At 58.9% G+C, this 24,298-nt stretch carries 15 protein-coding genes and 3 pseudogenes; 11 read left to right on the top strand and 7 right to left on the bottom strand.

What is annotated here, in order from left to right:
* The first annotated feature begins 25 nt into the window (after positions 1–25).
* The 3 genes and pseudogenes from RO07_RS12475 (at position 26) to RO07_RS25965 (ending at position 5,088) form a co-directional block, all read left to right on the top strand.
* Entirely contained in the window at positions 26–3,181 is a 3,156-nt protein-coding gene (locus RO07_RS12475; RefSeq protein WP_147284493.1) for an RCC1 domain-containing protein, read from the top strand.
* Between the two features lie 31 nt (positions 3,182–3,212).
* A pseudogene (locus RO07_RS25540) lies at positions 3,213–3,740 on the top strand (LpxL/LpxP family acyltransferase).
* A 202-nt stretch (positions 3,741–3,942) separates the two neighbouring features.
* Positions 3,943–5,088 (top strand): beta-propeller fold lactonase family protein, encoded by a 1,146-nt coding sequence (locus tag RO07_RS25965; RefSeq protein WP_147284494.1) that lies wholly within the window; start codon positions 3,943–3,945, stop codon positions 5,086–5,088.
* 44 nt (positions 5,089–5,132) lie between these two features.
* On the opposite strand, the gene RO07_RS12460 is transcribed toward RO07_RS25965, so the two are convergent.
* On the bottom strand, positions 5,133–7,238 hold the full coding sequence (locus RO07_RS12460) for an NEL-type E3 ubiquitin ligase domain-containing protein (protein WP_052267236.1): 2,106 nt from the start codon (positions 7,236–7,238) through the stop codon (positions 5,133–5,135).
* 413 nt (positions 7,239–7,651) lie between these two features.
* Here RO07_RS12460 and RO07_RS12455 point away from each other — a divergent pair, with 413 nt between their 5' ends.
* The gene (locus tag RO07_RS12455) at positions 7,652–8,818 is read left to right on the top strand and encodes a hypothetical protein (RefSeq protein WP_147284495.1); all 1,167 of its coding nucleotides are present in this window, start codon (positions 7,652–7,654) and stop codon (positions 8,816–8,818) included.
* A gap of 69 nt (positions 8,819–8,887) precedes the next feature.
* Here the strand turns inward: RO07_RS12455 and RO07_RS25960 are convergent, their stop codons facing one another.
* On the bottom strand, positions 8,888–9,403 hold the full coding sequence (locus tag RO07_RS25960) for a hypothetical protein (RefSeq protein ID WP_157118204.1): 516 nt from the start codon (positions 9,401–9,403) through the stop codon (positions 8,888–8,890).
* Positions 9,404–9,849: 446 nt separating this feature from the next.
* Here RO07_RS25960 and RO07_RS12450 point away from each other — a divergent pair, with 446 nt between their 5' ends.
* On the top strand, positions 9,850–10,581 hold the full coding sequence (locus RO07_RS12450; RefSeq protein ID WP_072637030.1) for a hypothetical protein: 732 nt from the start codon (positions 9,850–9,852) through the stop codon (positions 10,579–10,581).
* A 79-nt stretch (positions 10,582–10,660) separates the two neighbouring features.
* Here RO07_RS12450 and RO07_RS12445 read toward each other — a convergent pair whose 3' ends face one another.
* From RO07_RS12445 to RO07_RS12435, 3 genes are all read right to left on the bottom strand, one after another.
* On the bottom strand, positions 10,661–13,171 hold the full coding sequence (locus tag RO07_RS12445) for a TonB-dependent receptor (RefSeq protein WP_418303710.1): 2,511 nt from the start codon (positions 13,169–13,171) through the stop codon (positions 10,661–10,663).
* A 92-nt stretch (positions 13,172–13,263) separates the two neighbouring features.
* Positions 13,264–14,307 carry a FecR family protein gene (locus RO07_RS12440; RefSeq protein ID WP_039411085.1) on the bottom strand — a complete coding sequence of 348 codons (1,044 nt, stop codon included), beginning with the start codon at positions 14,305–14,307 and terminating at the stop codon, positions 13,264–13,266.
* A 99-nt stretch (positions 14,308–14,406) separates the two neighbouring features.
* Positions 14,407–14,904: a sigma-70 family RNA polymerase sigma factor gene (locus RO07_RS12435; protein ID WP_039411083.1), complete on the bottom strand. Its 498-nt coding sequence runs from the start codon at positions 14,902–14,904 to the stop codon at positions 14,407–14,409.
* A 519-nt stretch (positions 14,905–15,423) separates the two neighbouring features.
* Here RO07_RS12435 and RO07_RS12430 point away from each other — a divergent pair.
* A pseudogene (locus RO07_RS12430) lies at positions 15,424–16,234 on the top strand (nucleotidyltransferase domain-containing protein).
* Between the two features lie 429 nt (positions 16,235–16,663).
* Here the strand turns inward: RO07_RS12430 and RO07_RS12425 are convergent.
* Positions 16,664–18,517, bottom strand: a complete 1,854-nt coding sequence (locus RO07_RS12425) for a phospholipase D-like domain-containing protein (RefSeq protein ID WP_039411081.1) — start codon at positions 18,515–18,517, stop codon at positions 16,664–16,666.
* Between the two features lie 236 nt (positions 18,518–18,753).
* Here RO07_RS12425 and RO07_RS25955 point away from each other — a divergent pair.
* The 4 genes and pseudogenes from RO07_RS25955 to RO07_RS12410 form a co-directional block, all read left to right on the top strand.
* Positions 18,754–18,846, top strand: a pseudogene (locus RO07_RS25955) (RidA family protein); the annotation flags it as partial.
* Between the two features lie 381 nt (positions 18,847–19,227).
* Positions 19,228–19,395, top strand: coding sequence for a hypothetical protein (locus RO07_RS25950; RefSeq protein WP_157118203.1), 168 nt, complete (start codon positions 19,228–19,230; stop codon positions 19,393–19,395).
* Between the two features lie 32 nt (positions 19,396–19,427).
* Positions 19,428–19,964, top strand: a complete 537-nt coding sequence (locus tag RO07_RS12415) for an AAA family ATPase (RefSeq protein WP_039415268.1) — start codon at positions 19,428–19,430, stop codon at positions 19,962–19,964.
* A 662-nt stretch (positions 19,965–20,626) separates the two neighbouring features.
* Positions 20,627–21,247 (top strand): hypothetical protein, encoded by a 621-nt coding sequence (locus tag RO07_RS12410; RefSeq protein WP_147284497.1) that lies wholly within the window; start codon positions 20,627–20,629, stop codon positions 21,245–21,247.
* Positions 21,248–21,403: 156 nt separating this feature from the next.
* Here the strand turns inward: RO07_RS12410 and RO07_RS12405 are convergent, their stop codons facing one another.
* Positions 21,404–22,423 (bottom strand): IS110 family RNA-guided transposase, encoded by a 1,020-nt coding sequence (locus RO07_RS12405; protein WP_039408197.1) that lies wholly within the window; start codon positions 22,421–22,423, stop codon positions 21,404–21,406.
* Positions 22,424–22,631: 208 nt separating this feature from the next.
* On the opposite strand from RO07_RS12405, the gene RO07_RS12400 reads away from it, so the two are divergent.
* Positions 22,632–23,999, top strand: coding sequence for an NEL-type E3 ubiquitin ligase domain-containing protein (locus tag RO07_RS12400; protein ID WP_147284498.1), 1,368 nt, complete (start codon positions 22,632–22,634; stop codon positions 23,997–23,999).
* Positions 24,000–24,298 lie beyond the last annotated feature (299 nt).

Raw genomic sequence — 24,298 nt, 5'->3', positions numbered from 1 at the left:
CGGTGACCTGTCGGCCTCTCGTACATTGGCCGACGCGTTGCCCGCACCGGTTTGTCCCGATGCCGCCGCGGGCTTGCTCGATCCCAATGAACTGAGTGATCTGGGCGTCGGTTTTGTCGTCAAAGCCTACCCCAACATGGGAGAAGGCGATCACGTCATCTTCCAGTTCGACATGGGCGGCCCGGGTGAATACACCAAGGACTTCGACGTCTCCCGCAAAAAGGTCGGCACCGACATCTCATTCACCGTGCCCAAGGCGAATGTCGTCAAGGCGCTCGACAACGATGTGACCGCCGCCTATCTCGTCGAGCCCGGCGACGGCGGCCCCGAGATTCCCTCCGCGCCGCTGCCCCTGCACATCGGCAACCCGCCGCTGCTGGCCGCGCCCAGCGTCGACGAAGCCGTCGACGGGCATCTGGACGGCAGCCTGGCGACCAGCGACGTGCTCGTGAGAATCCCGATCTACAAGGGCATGGCCGCGGGCGACAAGGTCTATATGTACTGGGGCGCCGCCGGCGAAGCGGGCTACTACGAGGATGAAATCACCCTGCGCGCCGTGCGCTCGGTCACCTTCCTGGTCGAGGCCGAGTACGTCGGGCCTTATCTGGACAAGACCGTGCATGTGCGCTACGACGTCAATCGCGGTGGCGCCATCTCGCCCTCCGCACTCTATGCCCTGCGCATCGGCAACGCGCCCGATGAGAGCAAGCTGCCGGCGCCGGTCGTCGCGGAGGCCATCGGAGATATCCTGAACCCCGACCTCGTGCCCGATGGATGCACCGGCTTGCTCGGGCCCAACGAGGGGCTCGGTAATGGCGTGAAGGGCAAGGCCGTTTGGGGAGGCGGCCCGCCCGACGGCATCGAGATTCCGTTCGATATCTCGGAGAACTTCCAGACGGAGCCCTATCCGGTTCATATCCCGTACGCGAACATCACCCCGTTTCTCAATAAGAGCGTCACGTTCCAATATTCGGTATTGCAGACCGACAACGCCACCTGGCTGCAGTCGAACGTGCTGACCCTGCAAGTCGAACAGCAGGTGGCGCAGGTCGCGCCACCTAGCGTGCCCGAGGTGGCCAATGGCGTGCTCGATCCCCGGTCGCTGTCGCCCCAGATTGGCTGCCCGGTATTCGTGCCCGCGGCCGAGCACACGCGCCAGGGCGACACGATCCGGCTGACGTGGGCGTCTCAGAAGACGCCTGGCAACTGGGACGGCGAACATGTTCTGCTCTCGACCGAGACGGACCAGTCCATCGAGTTCGACGTTCCCTATCCCAACGTCATGGCGAGCCTCGATGCGCAGGTCACGGTGTCGTACAGCCTGTGGCGAGCCGGTAAACGTTATGCGTCGAGCCTGCCGCTGACCTTGACCGTTCAACAGGGCAATCTGCCTGCGGCGACGATCGACCAGGCCAAGGGCAGCACGCTCGATCCTGCCGATTGTCCCGATGGCGCGACCGTGCGGCTCGATCGCTCGGGCGGGTTTCGGGCGGGCGATCAGATCACCTTGCAGTGGCAAGGCGTACCGGGCCCGGGCTCGGTCACGGCAAACCATACGGTCAGCGATGCGGAGCAGGGCGGCGACGTGACGCTGAACGTGTCACAAGCCACGGTGCAGGCGGATGTGGGGCAGACCGTAACGCTCGAGTACACGGTGATTCGAGCAGGCAACCCGACCGAGGAGAAATCGCCGCCCTCGCTTTACGACGTGATCGCGCAACCCGGGCAAGGCAAGTTGCTGGTCATGGGCGCACGAAATGGTTCGGCCGGCTTCCGGTGGGAGCATGTGTCGCATCGCCTGAGCGCCTTCGACAAGGCCACTTCGCAGCCATTGAGTGCGCAATGGCGCTACGACGATGAGTCCAACTGGAAACTCGGCGCATCGTTCAAGGACACGCGTCCGTGGGTTCCTCTGAACGTCAAGAGCCAGGACGATACGATCACGATCCAGCCTGTCAATATCGCTGGATCAGGTGATAACGGCACGACCCGAGGCACAGCCGCGATGGTGGCGCTCCTCAATAAAGGAGGGGTAATCGGCTGGGGAGTCGCCGGCTACGGTGGCACCGTGCCGTCGACCATTTTGACCTACGATGACGTCGTCGAAATGGCCGCCACGCGAGCCGCCTTCGCCGTGCGCCGCAGTAACGGGCGGATAGCGGTGTGGGGCAATGCAGACAATGGCGGGACGTTGCCTGACGGGTTCACCCAGAGGGTGACCGACGTGACGCGCATCGCAGGAAGCTACGCAGCGTTCGCGGTGTTGCGCGCCAACGGACATATCGAGGCGTGGGGAAATCGCGACCATGGAGGCCAGGCGACGGCCGACGTCCTCGCTCTGTCGGACGTCACACAGATCTTTTCCGGCTCTTCAGCACTCGCTGCCCTTCGAAAAACAGGGCAGATCGTGGCCTGGGGCGACACCCGCTACGGCGGGAAAGTGCCGGAGTCCATTAGCTCGGAAGTCACAGACATTATCGACGTGCGCGGCAACTACGAGTCCTTCTGTGCGTTGCGCGCGAACAAGACGGTAGTTGCCTGGGGGACCGCCGGCAATGGTGGCGCGGTTCCGGCTACCATTGCGGCCCGTCGGGACATTGTGGAATTGGCCTCGGTGTCGGCCTTGGCCTACGCCGTACTGACCGAAGGGAAGCAGGTGCTCGCCTGGGGCAATGCCGATTGGGGCGGCGTGTTGCCCCCCGATATCGCCGAATTGACCGATATCGAGGAGGTCACCGCCACCAAGGGCGCTTTCGCCGCGCGCCGTGCCAACGGGCACGTGGTCGCTTGGGGGAGTTCCTCCTGGGGGAGCGTTGTCCCGGCGGACATCGCGTTGATTCAGGACATCGTACAGGTCGCCAGTACCGACGCTGCGTTTGCCGCGCTACGCCGCGACGGCACCGTCGTGACATGGGGCAACGCCGCCTACGGTGGTGACTCGTCTGCGGTCAAGGCACAGCTTCAGAACGTGCGCGCAATCTACGGCAACAGCGAAGCCTTTGTTGCGATTCTCGCCGGGGGTGGCGCGGTCACCTGGGGGACGGCGGCTGGTGGTGGCAACAGCACCTCGGTCAAGCCGTATCTCGACAGCGGCCTCACCTATGAGGCGGGCGCGGCAGCGCGCGGTCGAGCACGCACTGCGTTACGTGTCAGGGGCCATGAGGCGGCGTCGCGTCGATGATGCGGCACTGGGCACTTCCAGCCGAGTTGCGATGAGCGATTCTCACGATCGGGGGAACCTCCTGGGGCGATTGGGTTTTGTCGTCGTCGTAGCGCTGCTGCGCCTCTTCGCAGTCCTTCCCTATGCGCTCGTCGCAAGGTTTGGCAGTGCGATTCAATGGTATGGCAGCGCGCAGAGGATACGGAACCTGGTCCAGATCGACAGTCGAATTGACCTGGAAGACAAGAATGCTCCGCCGACCATCTTTCTGGGCTTCCATTTTGTGAGCATCTAGGTCGGTTGCATACTTTACTCCACGCGCCTGCCCGCCGCCTCACTGTACACACGCATGTCGAACGCGCGCGTTATACCGTTCGTGACGGAAGTGCTGCCCGATTATCGCGGATATAAGCTGACCATCTTCGAGCCGTTCAGTGACTTTCCGTCAGAAGGGGAGGCGAGCGACGCGCGTCGAATAAATGAGTTTCTCGAGACGCAGATCAATCAGCGCCCGGAGCAATATTACTGGGTCCATCGGCGCTTCAAGAGTCGACCGGCCGGCATGCCAAGCGTGTATTGACTCGTCCGGCGCCTCCGGCTCGCACAGAATTATGATCGTCTGTATTGCCGCAAGCCTGCATGAGATGCAAACGGCAATTCGAATGTTCCGGCACGAGAACTATCAGTTCTGCTAGTAGGCAGGCTTTGAGGTGTATGGCCTTATGCCAATCAAGTGAATATATAAGCCGACAAAGCAGGTCATATTATCGAGGACATGAGAAATGAAAAAATTTGCTTACTTCCTGGGATATGGAGTTGTTTATCCTTATTCCGTGCAGCCGGATGGCTCACTATCGTCATTGGGACGTCCTGTGCCAAGCACGGATGCCGTTGATATCGCGTGCGCCAATGCATCAGCATTTCAGCGCGGAGGAAATTATATATTCCTCGCGAATCAATCCAACAATGTGACCGTGAGCATGGGGGCCATAAGCATTTACCACGTCAATGATGATGGCTCTCTAACACCGAATATTCAGCATTACACTAACGGAGTGCAGTCGGAACCCAGTTATATCGTTGGATTTTACACCGGATCTAATACGTACGACATATATATCGACAATTACATCCAAGCAGACGAACAAAATCCACTTACCGAGCAGATTCCTGGATTCAGGTTTTCACCCCCAGACACCGTGAGGCCATGGAACAAGAAGGTAAATGGACTCCCGGATAGTGTGGTTGGCGACGTCGCGGATCTAGAACTCGTTTCCACGCCTGGAGCAGATCCCTCCTATCAGGCTCAGATTTTATTTGCGCTCTACCGAAACACGCCGGCCAATAAAACACAGATCGTTGCCTTGGAAACCAGCGCTTTCGGTCTTTCCTATCTTGGCAGCGGGGAGGTTGTGGGCACCGGTCAAGGATACGCTCTAGCGGCCAATTTAAAATTTGCCTACGTAATTTTTGGCACCACCCCCACTAACGCCCCCACCCCTCTTCAGGTCGCGGGCTTCAAATTGGATGGTTCCGGCCGACAGTTCACGCCACTCGGAAACGTGGCCCAATTGAACGGATCCGGTACCGCCTGCGCTATCAGTCCGAACGGGAAATATCTCTTTATTGGCGTAACCGGAGATATGCTCGACGACCAAGGCGCGAATGTTGTTGCTTCATACAAGATCGGATCGGATGGGTTTCTGTCAAAATCCGATCAAAAACCATGCGGATCAATCGGCTTGAAAATATCTGCGTTGACTGTTGATCCTTCAGGGAAATACCTTTATGCGATGTCCGAGTATGAAGGAAACGTATATGTCTATGAAGTCAATGACGATGATGGATCGCTTACACCCAAACCATCAATAACCGTCGACAATGGTAATGGCGCTGGATTATTTGGCATGGTCATCATCGACGTGTAATTCCTTGCAGATGGCCGAAGCGGCGTCAACCGGTGCCGATGCTGTCACCGGTTGACAGTGCCCATGATCCGGTCCATGAGAGCTTCCTCATTCCGCTTGCGCAAGAACTCCCGGGTAAGCGCTTTATAGACATCCAGCTGCTGTGCCTTCATGACGCCAACCCCGACCTGTGCCCGCCCATCGGGATCGTCCCGTAGATCAAGACTGGCCAACTGCGCCGCCACTTCTTGATCGTAGACGGGGAGCATGTCGTGCAATTTTTGACGCGCTCGCTCTGTTCCCTCAGAGTCCAAGCGCGCCAGCACCTGCCGCCAAGGCGCCCATTCGACCAGGAAATATTGAGGGAACTCCAACGGTTCTCGAGCGCGAACCTCCTGCTCGGCGCCCCTCAGATCCTGAGGTGTCACCCCGGCGACATGGAAGAAGCGCATGTTTGCGATGTCCGTGGGTAATTTCAGCCGATCGCGCAACTGCACCTGATAGGCCAGATAGACTTCGATTTCGTCAACCAGCGGTAACACCTGGGCCTTCCTGCGGGCGATCTTCTCCAGGGCGTCCAAGCGAAATGCGCCGTGCCCGCGGTCGATGATCTCCTCGAGCCTAGCATCGTATTCGCCACGGGCTACGGCGTGCGCATGACTGAGTTTCGTCAGATTGTTATAAGCGAGTGCGACCCGATCCTCGCAGGATTCGCTGGCCCCTTGGACGACCTGGAAGACCAGTTGGCGAAGCTCTCCATCCCTTGCAAGCTTGGATAGCCAACTGGCGATTGCCACCTTGAAGTCTGGGTTGTAATTGACGGATTCTCTCAAGCGATCCAGAAACCTGGAGAATTCCGCAGCGTGCGCTTCCTCGCTGTGCGCATGCCATTGGTCCGCCTGCACTTGCCCATCGTTGCCGCACCAGTCCCGAATTGCTTCGACAAGAGGGCGCACCGCTGCGATGCCCATGTCGGCAGGCGCCATGGAGAAGTGGATCTGAGGCCCACTGTATCTTGGCGCAGACATGGTCGCATCCAGTCGTTGCAGGTGGGCAGACAAGAATGGGTTGCCCTCAATAAATACCTGACCATCATGCGACATACTCAAGACGCTTGTCGGCAACCGGGGCAGTTGGTTGCGTTGCACGCACAGCCATATGAGTCCTTCATGCACGGCTGGCAGCCGGGTCAATCGGTTGTTGCCCACGTGAAGCCTCTTGAGGCTCGCCGGCAAAGCCGGCAGTTCGGTCAACTCGTTGGCATGGGCATCCAATATCGTGAGGCTCGCAGGCAAGGACGGGAGCTCGACCAATTCGTTGCCGCTTACATCAAGCACGGCGAGACCGGCAGGCAAGGTCGGCAGCTTGTTCAACAGGTTGTCGCTTACGTTAAGCGTCGTGAGGCTCGCCGGCAAGGCGCGCAGCTCAGTCACCTTGTTGCCGGTTGCGTCAAGCGTCGCAAGCCCTTCGGAAAAGACCGGCACCTCGGTCAGATCGTTGTAGCTTATGTCAAGCGACGCGAGGCCCACGGGCAATTCGGGCAGATGACCCAACCCTAATCCATGCAAATTCAGTTTGCCATCGGCCATATTGAAAATCCTGTCCCTGGCGGTCGCGCGCTCTTCCTTTCCGCCCCATTCCAACGGCCCGATGGCTACCCATGCGCATAACGCAGACCGATAGAGCTCATCAACGCCGCTGTCATGCTCGTCGCGCTCCCCAGGCAAGCTTCCGATCAGTTCGTTCAGAAGCGCTTGCGCGTCCACACGAGTCTCCAACGTGGTGAGCACGTCACGGGCGAGCTGCACATGAACTGGCGAGGGATCGCAGGACACATGACCCTGCGGGGTAGCAACGCAAAGGCTTGCGAGGGTATCCACCAATGCCTCGACGTCTACACCTTCTCGGCATGAACGGGCCAGATGCCGCTTCAGATCCCGGCGCACCGGCGCCATGTCGTCGCTCCCCATCCGGCTGGACTGGTGATGAACCCAGGCAAGCGCAGCCAACAGCACGGCGCAACGCCACTCGTGCCCCGAATCGTCCCCATGCCCCACATACTCAAACGTCAGTCTTTCGGCTTCCTCGACGTGATGGGACGAGGAGGTCGGCACGCTCAGCAACTGAGCCGGTGCAGCCGGCGAAAATGAACTGAGGGAAGTCGTCAGCATGGGTTACGTGGCAATAGAGAAAGACACCGCCTCCGAGTTTCCCGGCATGTTGGACGATGAACTGTGGGACCGACTATAAAAAAACGCGCATCCAGTCGCGATGGCGTCTGCTTGCCGAACGAGCGATTTGTCAGTCGCCCGCCCTTGCCACCGACGTGCGCGAAGTGGGTCTCGCTAACGGGGAGGGCCGTCGGTCCAGTTGGGCGCAACTCTCGTCGCCGTAAGCCAATGCCGATGTCCATGCCAGTACCCCCGGGGACTTCCATGTGCGCTGATTGACAGCGGCGGGCGCTGCGCGGATACCGGTGGATACGGGCGGAGCGCCTTGGGCTCATGAGCGAAATGTAGTAGACGAAACTTGGGAAGGTCGTAATCTACGAGGAGCCTCCATCCACTTTCAAACGTGAACTGTCATGCAGATATTCAGAACTGGACATGATGTCCGAGCGTATGCGCGAAACCATGATGGCGTCTCTCTTCGTCGTCAGCGTGCCGAGGACACCGAAATCGTTCGCAACATGGTTCAGGATTTCTCAGAGAATCCGTTCTTTCTGGAACGATTGAGGTCGTCCATCGTGTATCTACATCGGCAGTTGAATTTCGGGACCGGCGACGTAGAATTGAGTGCCCCAGGAGTTGCCGTTTTTCTTTCCGGAACGGGGGAGCCTTCACCTGAAAGGGAACAACTGGAACGCATGTCAGCGTCCCTTATTCGCCTATGCACTCGCCGCCACGCCACATTTGACAAAATCTTCTATGGCGAATCGCACCTTCCGCGCCACATCGCCGAAATCGTGAGGGATTTGGCGGACTTGGTGAGCGTTGCTCGCAACCGGCGTGTGACAGCGGAGCAGGGTCCTTCTTCAAGCGACCCGTTTGCCCAATTGACTGAACACTACGAGCGCATTCTTGCGGAGCAGCGTAGCGCCTACCAATCCTCGTCTTTCTCCACCACGAGCCACGAAATGCCGCAAGTCAAGGGGACGTTTGTTTCTGTGACGACCAATCAAACGGAACGGGACGAACTGTCACTCCAGCGGGAGCGTGCGCAGTTACCCATGGATCATATGATTTTTGATGCCGTAAATGATGGATTGACTGCCATGGAAGGATTGATATTCGATGTCGGAAAAGACGAGATCGGCAAGCGACAGATAATCGATTCCTTTTATTCTGAATTATATGGAAATGAAAGAGAGAAGTTCGCGCCGGAAATCAAGGACAAGGGAAGACGCAATGAATACCTTAGAAATATTGGTTTAGTTGCGCAGAGTGCCGGATTGTCCATGGCCGAGGAAGGCTCGAATGGGAGTGGCATACAGAAACCGAAAGGGTTGGGCGTGAATGTATTTCAAACCGTTGTGACAAAGTCGTATCACGATTTGAAAACAAGGGAAGCAGGCCCGAGGATAAACGAAATGGAGCCGGAAATTAGAAGGCGAATACAGGAAGAAGGGCTCCGACTGATCGCGCCGATGGCGAAGGAGTTCGGCTACCCCGATGCAGCGACGTTTCGTAGTGAGCTAAGGGCCGTGGCCTCGGATTACGGCGTTGCCCCAGCAATAACGGCGCAAAGCTAAGACGGCCAAATCCACTCGCGAGGTGTGGCGCTTTCGTCACCTTGCGCCGGCAAGTCGCCCGATGCCACGCTACGACCGGGGCTCGGCGCTTTCCCGTGGGATTTTCGTTGCGGGAGACAGGGAACCAGCACCGCTGCCGGCCTCCCGGGACGCCGCCCGCTTTTCCACCGCGCGTGTTTCCGGAAGATGCCGTTGTTGAGTCGAACTCGACGATGAGCGGGCCAACACTTCGGCATTGGCCGGTGACACCGACGCGACATCCCTGGATATCGGCAACCATTCGGGTATCCGCTCCTGTGTTTCAAGAGGCAGCAGACGTTCGCTCGAGCTCGATGGCATGTCGGCCACCGCCTGAACATAGACGCGCTCTGGAATAGCCTCAAAACTGCTCAATAGCTGCGATGTCCCGGCGGACAGCGGTTGTTTGAGGAAGCCCAGCAAGGTGGCCACCGCCTCGGCATGACGGGACAGTTCCGTTCCCCCATCTGCGTGGTGTACCAGACGCGCATTGACGCCGGCAGGAGTCGGTTGCGTTGGCGTCGATGGGGCCGCGATCTCCGGGGACAGTCCGGTGGCTGTCGGCATTTTAAGGGGCGGCAGGAGTTGCCTCAAAATCGACAGACGGGACCGCCCGTCAACCTGACGCACCTCGCGCACCGTGGTGCCAAGGGGAGACGACCGTGTCCAGGTTGAAGTTGGCGGAGTCGGCCGCGCCGACGTTGAGGTCGTCACAGACAGTTGGGAGCGTGAAGCCCCAGTGCCGGAAACGGGACACATTGAATTTATCTCACGAAAGCGCTTTCGGTTGCGGCGCGCCCATCGTCGTCGAAGCTCGCCGTGGATATTTATTGTTACAGAGGCCCACCATCCACGTTTGTACAAATCGGTCTTTCGGTAATCTGCAACGACGATGAAGGGTTCGGCGTAGCACGCTACGAGGGTCGCAAATCCTCGTAGCTCGGCGCCAGATGAGCGATTCTTGATAGCTCAGGCCAACAGATTGCATTTATCTTTAGCAAGCAAATAACAACTTGCGTGATAAGCGCACCCATCAGTTCATCAATATGATCAATCCCCTCGCCGGCTTTGGCAGGTCTCCTACCCAGCAGGCCCGAGAGGCCGACGCGTCTCATGGTGTCGACGCTCCCCGCGCCGATGCTCCTCGAAGCGGCATGGCGTCCAATATTTCCGCTGTTTTCAGCCGCACGGGACAATCGCTCTCGAGCGCGCTTGGTCGACTATGCAACCTGGCACACAGAGCTGGCGATCGAATCTCGGCGGCGATAAGGTCGGTTTTCGGGTGCGAAAGCAAGGCGGCGAGCGAAGGTGATGGCACCGAGATGGGCCTGAAATCCGCGCTCCGCGGCACGGAACACGATTTGAAGGCTGATCGATCGGCAAGAACTGTTCGATTTGACGCTGAAGCCCGGATGGTGGAGTTTGGGGTGCGCCAACGCGTGAACCTCGTCGCGACGTTGTCCCGCCAAATGGTTCCAACGAAAGACGAGGCCGTTCCCGTGCATTCTCCGGACACCGCTGTCGCAGCACCATTGTGCAAGACGGTCTTCTTGCCAATCGATGGCGACACCGCCTCCTTGAAAGATGCAAAATTCTCGATAAGCGACCCAACGTTCGACACCTTGAGCGTTCACTGGGCGTCGTCTCGCGGGGTGCGTTGGCGCAAACAGCCGCAAGTGGAGGGCCGCGACGAGCCGATCTATGCGGTGCCCAAGGCCATCGTCGATCCGTCAAAACTCGAATAAGCCGAGTAGGCCTGTTACCGATAAATACGTCTGTATAGAGAGCCCGCTGCGCTGAAGGTGCGAAGCGGGCCAGACTCGCTTACCAGCGATGCTGATAGGTCGCGGTTAGCGCAATGCCCGGTGCAGGCAGATGGCTCGTATTGTTGCTGTTGCGCAGCAACTGGCTGTAGAGCGGGTAGTAGTCGCGGTTGAACAGGTTCTGGATACCGACCGTTGCCGTGTCGTTCTTCGTCAGCTCATAACGGCTGATCAGATCGACCGTCGTATAGCTGGTGGTCGCCATGCGCCCGAAGCTCGTCGCCCCGTTGAGCCGGTAATCACGTCCGGAAAAATACGTTACCTGAAGGCGATTGCTCCACTTTGGCGTGGGTTTGAATTGGACGTACCCCGTGAGCTTGAGCGGTGGAATCCGGTAACCGCTCATGTCCTGGCTGTTCGCCCCTTGTGGCGTTTCACGGCCCTGCATCCAGGTGAACGTACCGCCCAGTCCCCATTGGTCGTCCTCCGAAAGGTAGTCCGCCGAACCTTCGACCCCAAAGATGTGTTCCGCCGTGCGCGTAAGGATCAAGCCGTTGTTGAAACTTTGAACATCGCCAAGATCCGATGTGGTGTAGAACACTGCAAGCGAGGTGAGCGTGTTACCGAAAACACCGCGCCATCCCAACTCGTAGTTATTCGTCTTGACCGGGCGCAGATCCGACGAATTGATATCGAAGCCCGGTCGCGCGTTACGAACCTGTACGCCAATATCCGGCAAGCTGAAACCCTGGCTGAACGCGGCATAGAATTCATGCCCCTTGACCGGCGAATACGTCACGCCGACATTGCCAAGGATGGCGCTGTAGTTCACCGTGCCGCCGCGCACACCCACGGGATTGACGACTTTGGACTGCGACAACGGCACGAAGTCATTGAAACTCGCCGTCGCGTATTGATAACGAAGACCGCCCTCCGTCGACCAATGGTCATTGAACTTGTGTTGAAGCTGCGCAAAGCCGCCCAGACTGCGCGTGGTGAGCGGCGGCAGATAGGTCGCCTCGCCAATCTTCCGAAAGACCCGGCCGCCACTCGCGTCATACAGCTTCGGGTCGAAGATATCGAGCGGCATATCGCTCTTTTCCTGCTCGAAGTCCATGCCCCACACAACCCTCGTCTTCTTCTCGGCGCCAAATGGCGTCTTGATCGTCAGACGGCTGCCGAAGACGGTGGAGTCCTGCTTCGTCTGGTCGACGTTCGCGCCACGCGTGGCCACCGAACGCGCATCGAAAGGCGTGAATCGGGTGAAGTAGTCGCGATAGTAGAACTGCGCCGACACCTGACTACCCAGCAGGTCGCGGTGCTCGTACTCGAGATTGACGAGCGTATTGCGAATCTGGTTCTGTTCATCGAGCTGAAGCCCGTCAATGCCGCGCGCGGGAACGCTCCCCGCCGGCAGGCGGGCAACAGAGGGATCCGAGGCGTAGCTCGTGTCCTGCGACGAGTTGATGTGGCTCACCGACAACTGCACACGCTGGTCCGGTGCAAAACGCACACCGAGCTTGCCGCCGATGTTGTAGTTGTTCGACGAGAACAGATCGCCCTGGCTCGGCTCCGGAGCTATGCGACTCCCGCGAGCGTCATAGCTGTTTCCGACACGGCGGCCGCCGACGTCGAACGCATAGTCGAACATGTCGTAGCTGCCGGAGACGTGCTGCTGAATATCGGCGCTCAGGCCGTCGGCACGCAATCTCGACAGTGGGGAGCTCAACGAGACCGTGGTATCCGCTTTGGGCTCGCCACCGGCAGGCCGAGTCGTGATGGAGACGATACCGCCCGTGGCGCCCCCGCCGTAGATCGAACTGCTGCCACGCAAAACCTCGATGCGCTCCACCAGCGCCGGATCGACGTTGGCGAGATTGCGGGCCGAGTCGCGGTTGGTGTTGAGCGGCACACCGTCGAGCAACACCAACATGCCCCGCCCGCGAAGTGTTTGACCGTAGTCGGTCACTGTGCGGCTGGAGTCGGCCATACCCGGCACGACTTTGGCGAGGACGGTGGCGAGGCTTCCCGACGCGGTCTTGAGTTCATCGAGCTCGGAGCGCTCAATGACCGTCACCTGGCGCGTAGGGCGTACGAGGTCGCTCGATGTACGGGATGCCGTCACCTCGACCGGCGCCAACACAAGCGGACTCGCGGGGGCGGTCGCCGGTGTCTCGACCTTCTTTTCCGCGGCCGATACAAGAACGTACCCCTGAATACCGCTGCGCCGGTAGCTGATGCCACTGTTCTGTAGCAGTGCGGACAATGCGGCCTCCGCGGTCATGGCGCCACGCACGGCCGGTGCGGTCTTGCCGTTCACCAGATCGGGGGAAAAGAAAAGTTGCAGATTGGCTTGCCGCCCGAAGAGCACAAGCGCGTCGGACAACGATTGTGCCTGCACGTTGATTTCGATCGCAGCGCCTGCTTTTGCGGCAGTCCCGCCCTTCGCGGGCTGTGCAGAGGCGCGCTGGGGTTGGCTGCTCAGCGCTGCCAGCGCGGCGAGGAAAATCACCGATGCGGCCGTCTGCGGGCGGGGCAATAGGAAGCGGCGGGCGTGTGTAGAACCTTTCACGGCTTTTGGTCTCGTTTCGAATTTTTGATGGATTCGCCACTCGGCAACCAAGGCGAACGATCAGAAGACGAAACGCCGAGCAAAAACCTGAATCACTTCGACGAAATTTTTACGCTGCCATCGGGGAGCGTCTGCACCTTGACTGGCAGAAACTGCGGCAGCGCGGCGAGCAGTTCGTCGGTGTTGTCCGTACTGAATACGCTGGTGAGGCGAAGTTGCCCGACTGCGTCGTTCGCAACGACCACCGGCGATTGTCGGTACAGCGACACTTCGTTCACGACGTCGGCAAGCGTCGCGTTCTGAAAGACCAGTTTGCCGTCGCGCCAGGCCAGCGCCGTCGACAGATTCACCGGACTGACCGATGCGACGGCACCATCCGGGCGAACCGTCGTGCCAAGGCCTTTCGTGAGCAGCGCGGGCGCCTTTGCCGGCGCAGTCCCAGTCCGCACCGGTACGCCTTCCACTTTCACGGAGCCTGATTCGACCACAACCGCCAGATTTTTCGCGATGCGGCGCACGTCGAAGCGGGTGCCCGTGACGGTGACCCGGCCGACTCCCGCATCCACCACAAACGGACGCGAGGCATCGTGAGCGACAGAGAACATCGCCTCGCCGTCGAGCAGCGTTACATTACGCTGCGCATGGGTATAACTCACCTGAAGGCGCGTACGGGTATTGAGTTCCACGACCGTGCCGTCGGCGAGCGTCACGCGGCGCTTTTCACCGGGACGGGTCGAGATCTCGTCCACCTGAGCCAGTGCGGTGCTGGACGGCGCGAGTTGCGCGACCTCCTCCGGCAATGGGGTAATGGAGGGCAACATCGTGGCGCCAAGCGCAACGCCAAGTACACAAACGCATGCGATGGCGATCCATCGGTTCGCGGCGCTGCGGCGCGGAGCGCTCGCGCCAACTCCGGCGCTCTCTGTCCCTGCCTCGGCCAAGGCACGCAGCCGCGCGGCGGGCACGGCGGCCGCCGCCTGCCATACGCGATCCAGTGCCGCGTACTCTGCGCGATGCAGAGGATCGGCAGATAACCACGCGTCTCGCGACGCACGGTCTGCATCGGAAAACTCGCCGCTATGCGCTCTGGTGAACCACAGCGCGGCTTCCTCGCGAATACGTTCAGAGGCTGGCATCGAAAAAGGCAGAAAAATGAGCAGAGAAAACGCCGCGCATTTGACGGAACTGCCGACCGGACCGGCGGAAATAGGGGAGGCAGATCACGACTGCGTGCCTCACTGGGGAGCCAGAGGACCAAGGCGCTCGCGCAAGTGTTTCATCGCCCGAATCATATACTTCTCGACCATGTTTTTCGACAGATCGAGCCGCTCCGCGATTTCCTGCTGGCTGCAACCGTCGATTCGCTGCCAGATGAAAACCTGCCTGCACTTCAAGGGAAGTTCGGACAAAGCTGTTTCGATGGCACGGGCGAGTTGTGCGGCGTGGACTTCTTCTTCCGGGTTGCCGGTCGGCGCTTCGAACTCTGCCAGCGCATCGAGCGTCATCTGCTCGCGGCCGCCCTCGCGGCGGTAAGCGTCAATGGCGATGTTGCGCGCCGTCCGGTGCAAGTAGGCGCGCGGCTGCTCTGGCGGGGTTTTCAACTCCAGGACCCTTAGCAGCGAGTCCTGTGCCAGGTCTTTGGCCTGATGCCGATTGCTGAGCCTTCCCGTCCACGTACGAAGCAGTTCGTCGTAGTAAGCGAAGATCCCTCGAGGGCGTGCAGCGCTTGCCATCAATCGAGCGGCGCAAAGCGCCCGGATGAACCGGTCCGGCTGGCGACGCGATGACGAAGGGAGAGGGGAAGCACAGAAAGTCCGGGATCGAACGCGAGAGTTCGCGGTGCCGAATACAATTATTAAATGCGACTGATTATCATTTCATTTCTAATCCAGGTCAATAGCGGATAGGCAAAGAACGCGACTGACGAATCGAACCGTCATGTCGCGTCCTGTGTGGGTACGTTCAGAGATCGAACTGCGCTGTCAGCCAGAAGGTGCGTGGCTTGCCGGGCCCACGCACCGTTGATGTCGGGGTCACCCGCGGCCCAGCAGCGGCGGTCGGTCAAATTCTGCACGCTCAGCGCAAACGGGGTCGGCACGCTGGCGTGGATTTTGCGCATCGTCATCGCGCAGTGGCGGAGGACTCTGGCGGTATGGCGACGCTCGCCGACACCGCATAAACTTCGTTATCGGCGGAGGATTCGCGTCAGCGCCGTGGTCACGAAGAAGATACTCGGTCATTTATCGCATCGAATGAGGAATATGCAATCGTATCTGCCGGTCCTAAGCGATCACCCTATCGATCCCGACGTGCGGGCTCGCATCATGGCCGAGTTGGCCGCCGCCGAGCGAGCTCATGATGTTAAGGTCCTATATGCTTGCGAATCGGGGAGTCGCGGCTGGGGCTTCGCATCGCCCGACAGCGACTATGACGTGCGCTTCATATACGTCCATCGGCTTGAATGGTACTTGCGGGTCGAAACCCAGCGGGACGTGATTGAGAAGCCCATTGACGATGAGCTGGATGTTAGCGGCTGGGAAATTCGGAAGGCCCTACAACTTTTGCACCGATCGAACCCAACGCTGCTTGAATGGCTGGAATCCCCGGTGGTGTACATGGCGGACGCCGTCTACGTGAACGAGCTGCGAGAACTGGCTCGCACATTTTTCTCCCCGGTACGCGGCCGACATCACTATCTCTCCATGGCCAAAAAGAACTTCCGGGGATACCTGCAAGGCGATGAAGTTCGTTACAAGAAGTATCTGTACGTCTTGCGTCCCTTGCTCGCAGTGCGCTGGATCGATTCGGGTAAGGGAATGCCCCCAATGCGGTTTGCAGATCTGGTGGCAGGAACGCTAACGGACGAAGCGTTGATCGCAGAGATAAATGAACTGCTCGCCATCAAAATGCGCTGGAGAGGCCGAGCTTGGGCCACGACGCCCGGCTATCCATGATTTCATTGAGACCATGCTCAGGGAGGTCGAGCATGAGGTCGACTATAAGAGAGCGGAAGGGGACATTGGCATGCTCGATGGTTTTCTGAAGCGCTTGGTACTGAGATGAGTCCGGTCAACGGAAAACAATCAGGCGCTTCGCGAAGAGGTAGCGGTAAATTTACGAATAGCAGTTACCCCCGACTTTGAAGCTTCGATTCTTCGACCTTGCCATGCGGAGACAGTGAGATGCCTAGAATGGACCATTATCCAGCTTTGCGCCCCATGAAGTGGCTTCATGTACGCCTTCTTCCTGCAGTCGTACTGACAACGGTCGCCACAAGCTGCTTTGCTGTTTTGCCTCCCAAGTATCTGAGCGTCGAACACTTCGATAAATGCCTTGCTGATAAGCAGGTCAACACGTTTCGGGTTTGGTGCATGCCAGAAAAGAAGCCTGCTACGTGCCCCAGTTCGAGTTGGGAGCAACTTCGCATGTTGAAGGGGCGCGACGAAATCCCATCTTGCGCAAAGAAACGATTTCGGGCTGGTGCGGCGCCACTCAACCGGTGAAGAGTTGCCTGTCGCGCTCCCGCGTGCTGCCGTCGACGAAGTAGGGCGCCGCCCATTTATCGGTGGTCCCTAGGAACCATGCAGCGGCCTTTGCGGCAGTGCGGTTGTCGGCGGCTCCGCGCGGGGTGTGACTGTCGGTGGACTTGGTACTCAGCCGGTTGAGGAAATTGTAGTGATCAACCAGCAGCAGCGTCTCGATCGCAAATGCGGTTGCAATGGCGGGATCGTGGATGCAAAGCAGGTTATCCCCGTTATCCAGTTCGCCGCCTTCCGCCAGATTCGACGAGCCGCAGAACACCACCGCATCCTCACGTCCGAAACCGCACACCACGAATTTGTGATGAATTTCGTGGCCACCACCGATGCCGGGCACCTGCTCGAACGGTGAGGGGAGCAGGGGCTGCCCCGGTTTGCCGCTAACGAGAATGCCGCCCCTGGCGTCGGGGCCGTAAAGCCACACCTGCCCAGGACTGTCGGAGATGCCATAGCTGAAAATCGTCTCGCTCTCATGCAGCGATTTCAGGCTGTCGTACACCATGTTCGGTTTAGGGGGCTGCTCCTTGCGCGCGGCGCCGTCCATCGTCATCACGGCAAAGAGGACGCTCCCGTTGCCGACGACTTCGCGCTCGTGCGCGATGCGCTCCACGATGCGGCCGAGCACCTTGTCTTTGTCGGCCGGCAGATGCGGGGAGAAATCGATTTCGATTGGCCCTGTATTCAATGGCGCAAAGTTGTGCGTGGTCGTCGCCAGCGACGATTCGGCAAAGGTGGCCCGATGCACTTTCGTCGTCCAGGCTTCCTGGAAAACGTCGGCATAGACGCCCGCAATCGCCCGGTCGTCGAACACGAGCACATGGTTCGCGTTGACATACAAACCCGTCAACGAGAGGTTGGTGGAGCCGGTCAGGACGAGTTCAGGCTGCTGGCGCGCCTTGTCGGCGTACACCACGAAAACCTTGTCGTGAGCGTAGCGCCCGAACTTGCCGCGCAGAATGGCTTCATCGCCGGCCGCAGCGCTGAAGCGCTCCTCGAATTCGTCTTCGGCCGATCTTTTGTCGGCGGTGGATTTATGCAATGAGGCGTTGTCCAGTATCACGCGCACACGCTGCTCGTGACCGAGCAGAAGCAGGGCGGTGACGACATCGGGTTCGTTCAGGTCGTATGCGAAGACGTCCAGTTGCTTTTCGGGTGACTCGTGAACCAGATTCAGGACTTCGACGATCCGTTCGCGGGCGCTCGCGCCGGCCCACGCGTAGACATCGAGATACGTGAAGTCGTTGCCCTGCGCATTTTTGCCGGCAACCTGACGAGTGTCGAACACAAGCGCATCCGTGTCAGGCCTGAGAACGAGGTCAGGGCCAAAATGATTCACGTAGGCCTGGGATTGCGCGTACCCGCGTGTGAAACCCAACCGGACCGGGCCGTCCTCGAACGGCCTGAGTTCGATCGAGACCGTCGCACTGCGCGCGGGGTCCAGTGGCATGAGCCGTTGGTATTCGTCGAAGTAGCGAGGAGTGACCGTGTACGCGTAGACACCGAATGGCGGTTTCAGCCCCTGGTGGTCGCTGCCGGGGACGTGGACCCAGCGAAACCGGTGTAACGGCGCGTTGACGGTGGAATAGGCCGGCTCCGAGGCAACTTGCGCATGCCGGTCAGGATGCTCGAACTGCAACTTGTTCCACAGATAGTAGGCGGGCCTGCCCTGAGGCTTGACCTGGATCGTGAATCCCGCGAGTCGCTCACGGTCTGTCGGCGCCGTGATGTCGAAGGCCAGGAGGGTCTTCGCATCGCCCCGATGCGCCGAAACGATCAGACTGCCGTTGACTTCCCGCATCTTGGTCATCGTCACCCTCCCTCACGCGATGAGGCCCGGATTGGCGCTCATTCAAGTATCGAAAGAAAACGGGGATCGCCGACGTCGGCAACGATCCGAATTCCAGCAAGGCTACCTTATTCGTGCGTTTTGTTGATGACATCCGTTTTCTGGCCGATATCGGCTGGTGGCGGGCCAAACCGTCCCGGCAAGTATTTTCACATTTACATTTTTCCCCGACTCGAGCGATAGAAGACCGCTTTATTCCATTGCTCACCGCCGTTGGCGTGACGTGGCTCTATGGCTTCCAGTTCGAGATAGAGGTGATCGCGAAGGCAAGGGCGGGTGCGGTGGGGTGATCGAGATTAGGCCCACCGTGAACTTCCTCACCGGTTATTCTGTTGTGATTCCGAGCCGGGCGTCAGCAGAACAAACACACTACATCGTTGGCGATAGAAGCCATGAGGCTGTGCACGACAGCTGCGATGATGATCGGGTTCATGATGTTTCTCCTTAATCCGCGGTTCGGTTGATATGGCAGTTCTGGACGTATTGCGTTAGTCGTTGAGTGAAGTATCGTCACTTCCGTTTGAAGGCGAAACTGGGACAAATACAAGTCGAGGAGTAACATCTCGATACCGACGATGATCGCGAACGCAATATTCTTGATGTTTGAGGTTGTGTTTCAAGCCGAACAACAGGAGGGCGGTCCGCCGCCCCCATATCCCGCGAGGCCGTCCATGAGTTCATCAGCCCTCAGGCAGGGGCACGTCGTGCAGCAGGCGCAGGGGAGAGTGAAGCCGACCATGCAGATGAAGGAGGGCGTGGCGATCAACGACGACTCGGGGCTCGAGCGCGAAGCCGATGTGATGAGTGAAAAAGCGCTGAGGCAAGACATGCCCGGATGAAGGCGCTCGCCCATCGATCAAGAAAGAAGCTCATGAATCACGCAGGTGAAATACTCATTCTGACCGGGCCTCCCGGTTCAGGCAAAACCACGACAGCGCAGGCTCTTGCCAGAGCGCCCGGATCGTCGACGGTCCATCTTCATTCCGACGACTTCTGGCATTTCATCAAGAATGGAGCGCTCCCACCCTATCTGCCGGCAGCGCATGACCAGAACACCGTTGTTGTCGATGTGCTATCGCGAGCAGCCGAAGGCTATGCCAGGGGCGGATATTTTGTCATTGTGGACGGGATCATCGGGCCGTGGTTCCTCGCTCCGTTCAAGAAAATCCCGGTGCCTGTTCACTATATCGTTCTGCGTCCACTTCTCGACGTGGCCATCCGGCGTTGCCAAGAGCGGGGCGGCGACACCCTGACTGATCCCGGAACGATCACGGAGCTCCATAAGCAACTCTCATCGCTCGGTCAGCTTGAACGACATGCCCTGCCGATAGATGCGCTTACTCGGGAGGAGACTCTTGCCGCGGTCATCGCGGCAGTAGGAAGCGGAGCCTATCGCCTAGCCAAATGAGACTGATCTGCCCGCTGCAAACCAGACCCGCTGGAAACATGAAGATGCTCCCTACGGAAGAGCAAATCACCGGATTTCTGCCGGAAGGTGAGGCCAGCATGTGCAGAAAGCACGGAGCCTGACACATCCAGCGTCGCGGCCATCGCCGCAACGCTCTAACTGCTTTCAGCTTGAACTCGAGCGTATAGCGCGCCCGCGTCGTCTTGCTCATCTTCCTGACGCTCCTTGCTTGAGTTTACGCTCAACAGGAGATTTGTTTTTCGGGGGCAAGCTCAAGTATCTCAGCCCTTCATGCCAAAGCGGTTTTTCAAATGACGTCCTCCAAACCAGAGATAATTTGTGAAAGATATTTGAAATTTCTCTCCACCACGTTATGAGAGTTTCCATAAAAACATTGTAATTATTTGATTTACATAACATTAACAATTTCTCAATATCAATATCCGAAAAATTGTCAATGAACCAAATCTAAAAAATTGGCGACTAGATGGCTTCCACTAGACCAGTCCGATCTTGACTCCAAGAAGAAACGCGCGTGACATAGTGCCATTTCGCATGCCTAACCGCACCGAGGCGTCGGCCGATGAGCGGAATGGGCGCGTTCCTCGAACTGGTGTCGAAGTCGAGCCAAGCCGTTGCTTTTCTCCATTGACTTTTCATCCATGCCGATCACTTCTGTTGGATCACATTTACTGGACGGGCTGGCCCAAGTGCTGTGCGAGTGCTCTGGCTCGTCCCCGCAAGTCGATGAAGAAAGAGGATTAATGCTCGAGTATGCCGGCCAGCGTGGCGGTCCGGGCCATGAGTGGCGCTGCGCCACGCTACTCGCCGCGCTCGCCTGGACCCATCGCCAGTTCAGTCAGGTGGGTGGCACGGACATTGAGTGGGTGTGCCGGGACTTGACGCAGCATTTGACACGCTCGTGCCGTGAAGGCCCGGACATCGAGGTATTGGTCGACGCATTCGCAAACCTTGGCCAGGAAAATGTGCCCGGTGGCCAGTCCAGTGAACCGTCGCCAGCTTATGTGAAACTCGCCCGTAATGTGCTCGCCACGCTGGAGACTCGCGTGAACGCGGGTCAACTCTTGAGAAAACTGATCGCGAACTTGCCAGAACAGCAGGCGGGAGATGATAGCGGCATCGATGAGCTCTATCGGTGCTATATGAACGCGTCCCGTTTGCAGCAGTTTTCTTGTGTTCCGACGGACAGGATGGGCTGCAGCTCTATATCCGGCCTTGATGCAGCTGGTACTGCCGCTGCGGGCCCCTATGAAATTCGCTGACTCGCGCCTCATTCTCCTGGCGAGCTCAAGGCTCTTGCACCGATTCAGGCTTAGCGAGTCCCGGTCCTACCTGGCTTGTCATCACACTTGATTGCTGCGCAACCTTTCGACGTTCACCCTGTGTTAAACATTGATCGTCTACCTCGCGCGGGCCGTTCAGGCTGGCTTCACGCTCACGTAGTCCTTCCGATACGGCCGATCATGGGCCAGCACCGCCCAGATCGTCCGTGCCGTCTTGTTGGCCAGTGCGACGATCACCACATTCGCCGGCCGTCGCTTCTTCATCTGCTCGACCCACGGACCCGGTTCCTTCGCATGGCTCAACACGCTTCGCGCACCGTGAATCAGCAGCGTGCGCAGATAGGTGTCGCCCCTCTTGCTGATCCCGTGCAAGTTCACCTTGCCGCCCGAGCCCGTCTGCTTCGGTACCAGACCCGCCCACGCGGCGAATTCGCGTCCGGAGCGAAACGCCTTCGCGTCGCCCATCATCGCCACTGCCGCCGTCGCCGTGAGCAATCCCACGCCGGGTATCTCGCTGATCGCCTTTACCGCCTTGTCTTCCTTCTTCCATTCGAGCATCCGGCGTTCGATCTCGGCAATCTGCTCGTCGAGCCGCGCCAGCCCGCTCCACTGCTCGCGCAACGTATCGATCAACGCTCCCGGCAGGCGCTCCGCGAGCCGACCAAGCGCAATGGCTATTTCCTGGTCCAGCTTCGCCCGGCCACGGCTCATCACCTCGCCGTATTCCGTTAGCAGGCCGCGCAGTCCGTTCATCTGCATCGTGCGGAATTTCACCAACTGCTCGCGCATCCGGTGCAGCGCCAGCATCGCCTGCTGCATTTCCGTCTTCACCGCCACCGGCTTGCTCGGCTGCTGTACCGCCAGCCAAATCGCCCGGGCATCCGCCGCGTCGTTCTTGTTGCGGATGTTGAACGCCTTCACGAACTCCGCCGGCATCAATCTGACCTCGTGCCCCATCTTTGCGAGTTGCCGAGCCCAGTGGTGCGCACCGCCGCACGCCTCCATGCCGATCAGGCTCGGCGCTCTGTTCGCGAAGTGCTCCAGAAACTTTGCCCGCTTGATCGGCTTGTTCACAATCTCTCCGGTGTGCTGATCGACGTAATGCACCTGGAAAACCTGCTTGGCGATGTCGACGCCTACGGCCATACTGTTCATCGTGGATCCTCCGGTTGCCGGGAAATGCGTGCATTTTCCACCTGGGCACTTCGATGCCGTTGGCCCGTGAGGATTCACCTCCTTCCTCTGCTCTCACCGTTTCGGGTGGGACGCGTTCATTTCATTCTCCTTGGCCGCATGGGTGGCATTCGCGCCGAGGGGGGAGGAGAGGGCAGGCCGTGCGATCGTGCAGGACAGAATTCTCAACATGGTGGGTGGCGAATTAGACTTGAAGAGCCTGCTTTTGGATAGCCTGCCGGATTTGCCCGCGGGTCTCACAGCGCTTGACGTACGCGGCAACAGGTTGATGCATCTGCCGAAATTGCCTGAGAGCCTCGTGAAGCTCTTGGCAGCCCACAACTCCTTAGAACACCTGCCAGAATTGCCTAGGGGCCTCACAGAGCTTTACCTACGCAACAACCGACTATTCGAGTTGCCAGCATTGCCCGCAGGCCTCGAGGGGCTCGTGGCGTATGGGAACCAGCTGACCGAGTTGCCGACGTTGCCTGTCAGTCTAAGAATGCTCAATGTCTCGTCCAACCGACTGACCCACCTGCCGTCAAGGGTATTTAGTATGCCGTATGAGGTTCGGGTAAATGCCGAAGGCAACTCATTTTCGCTCGCATTTCTGCAACAGGCGCACCAGGCGATGTTGGCGCCAGACTATAACGGGCCTCAGCTTTGCTTAGGAAAGGCGTTTCACAGTGTGGACGGAGCGGTTCGGGACTGGTTGAGCAACGACGAACAAGCACAGATACGCCGATGGCAAGCGCACAGCTTGGAAGTAGATGCCGCTGGGTTCGCACGTTTTCTGGTCCGTTTGAAGGCGGGCGTCGACGATAATGCCGAATTCAAGGCGGGGGTCGCCAAGTGGTTAACCAAACTCTCCCAGGATGACGAACTTCGTCAACTGACCTTCGAGGCCGCACAAGGGGCCACCGCGGCCTGCAACGATCGCGTTGCACTGACGTATAACGACCTGACCAAACTCAGTCATGCGCATGCCGTCAGCCGTGGCGATTACGACAACAGGCTCGTTGAGATCGTCGAAAGCGGGCGAGGGGCATTTCGCCTGGACGCACTGGAGAAGATTGCTCGCAAGAAAGCCCAGGCGGCACGGCAAAACCATGAAATCGAAGTGTACCTGGCCTACCAGGTCAAACTGCGCGATCGGCTGCACTTGCCCACCGGCATCGCGGACATGCTTTACTTCAATTATTCCACGGTAACGCCACAGGATCTGGAGAGCGCCGAGCAGGAGGTTCTCGCCCGAGAACGGTTGGAGTTCCCACAGTATTTCCTGGTCGAATGGGAGCCTTGGCAACAGGTGCTGGCCCGGCTGGATCCTGATGGATTCGAGCGCGCGCATCAGAAATTGCAGGACATGCTCGCCGATTACGACCGGGAATTGTCGGCGTATCTGGCCAGTCTTGGGCTGCCGGAGGATCTCGAAACGCAGGCGCAGGCCGGGGTTGGCCTCATGAAGACACTGCAGTTGGCGGTCTATGAAGAACTCACTCGAGAGCTCTTGCGCAAGCGGGGTGAGGAGGCGCTCATGGACCAGATCTACGGCTAAACGCACTGATACGCCATGCGGGCAGTGTGTGGACGGCAGCATCGGAACTTGAGCGCGCATGTGGTCCGCTTGCTCGCAAAGCCTTGAATCTCGCGCACGGTCATACCCCGGGCATAATGGCAACGATCTTGTCGTCGAAGCCGGTGAAGCGCCGCTATTGATGGCAGGAAAGAGATGGCCTTGGCATGAAGACTTAGGTGTCCTAATCTGAGTATGTTGCCGGTTCTGCTCGATAACCTGACAACGCTTCAGGCCAATGGGGCTCATGCAAGAAAACGAAACAGGAACAAACGAGAGGA

It is taken from the genome of Pandoraea pulmonicola, from assembly GCF_000815105.2.
GTDB lineage: Bacteria > Pseudomonadota > Gammaproteobacteria > Burkholderiales > Burkholderiaceae > Pandoraea > Pandoraea pulmonicola.
The sequence above is the reverse complement of the archived record's forward strand: the minus strand, read 5'-3'. Positions and strand labels throughout refer to the sequence as shown.

Coding starts and splice junctions, on each gene's coding strand:
- RO07_RS25965 (WP_147284494.1), top strand. CDS start 3,943: ATGAAAAAATTTGCTTACTTCCTGGGATATGGAGTTGTTTATCCTTAT.
- RO07_RS12435 (WP_039411083.1), bottom strand. CDS start 14,904: ATGGCAAGCGCTGCACGCCCTCGAGGGATCTTCGCTTACTACGACGAA.
- RO07_RS12460 (WP_052267236.1), bottom strand. CDS start 7,238: ATGCTGACGACTTCCCTCAGTTCATTTTCGCCGGCTGCACCGGCTCAG.
- RO07_RS12440 (WP_039411085.1), bottom strand. CDS start 14,307: ATGCCAGCCTCTGAACGTATTCGCGAGGAAGCCGCGCTGTGGTTCACC.
- RO07_RS12425 (WP_039411081.1), bottom strand. CDS start 18,517: ATGACCAAGATGCGGGAAGTCAACGGCAGTCTGATCGTTTCGGCGCAT.
- RO07_RS25960 (WP_157118204.1), bottom strand. CDS start 9,403: ATGCCGACAGCCACCGGACTGTCCCCGGAGATCGCGGCCCCATCGACG.
- RO07_RS12405 (WP_039408197.1), bottom strand. CDS start 22,423: ATGAACAGTATGGCCGTAGGCGTCGACATCGCCAAGCAGGTTTTCCAG.
- RO07_RS12415 (WP_039415268.1), top strand. CDS start 19,428: ATGAATCACGCAGGTGAAATACTCATTCTGACCGGGCCTCCCGGTTCA.
- RO07_RS12410 (WP_147284497.1), top strand. CDS start 20,627: ATGCCGATCACTTCTGTTGGATCACATTTACTGGACGGGCTGGCCCAA.
- RO07_RS12400 (WP_147284498.1), top strand. CDS start 22,632: ATGGTGGGTGGCGAATTAGACTTGAAGAGCCTGCTTTTGGATAGCCTG.
- RO07_RS25950 (WP_157118203.1), top strand. CDS start 19,228: ATGAGTTCATCAGCCCTCAGGCAGGGGCACGTCGTGCAGCAGGCGCAG.
- RO07_RS12455 (WP_147284495.1), top strand. CDS start 7,652: ATGCAGATATTCAGAACTGGACATGATGTCCGAGCGTATGCGCGAAAC.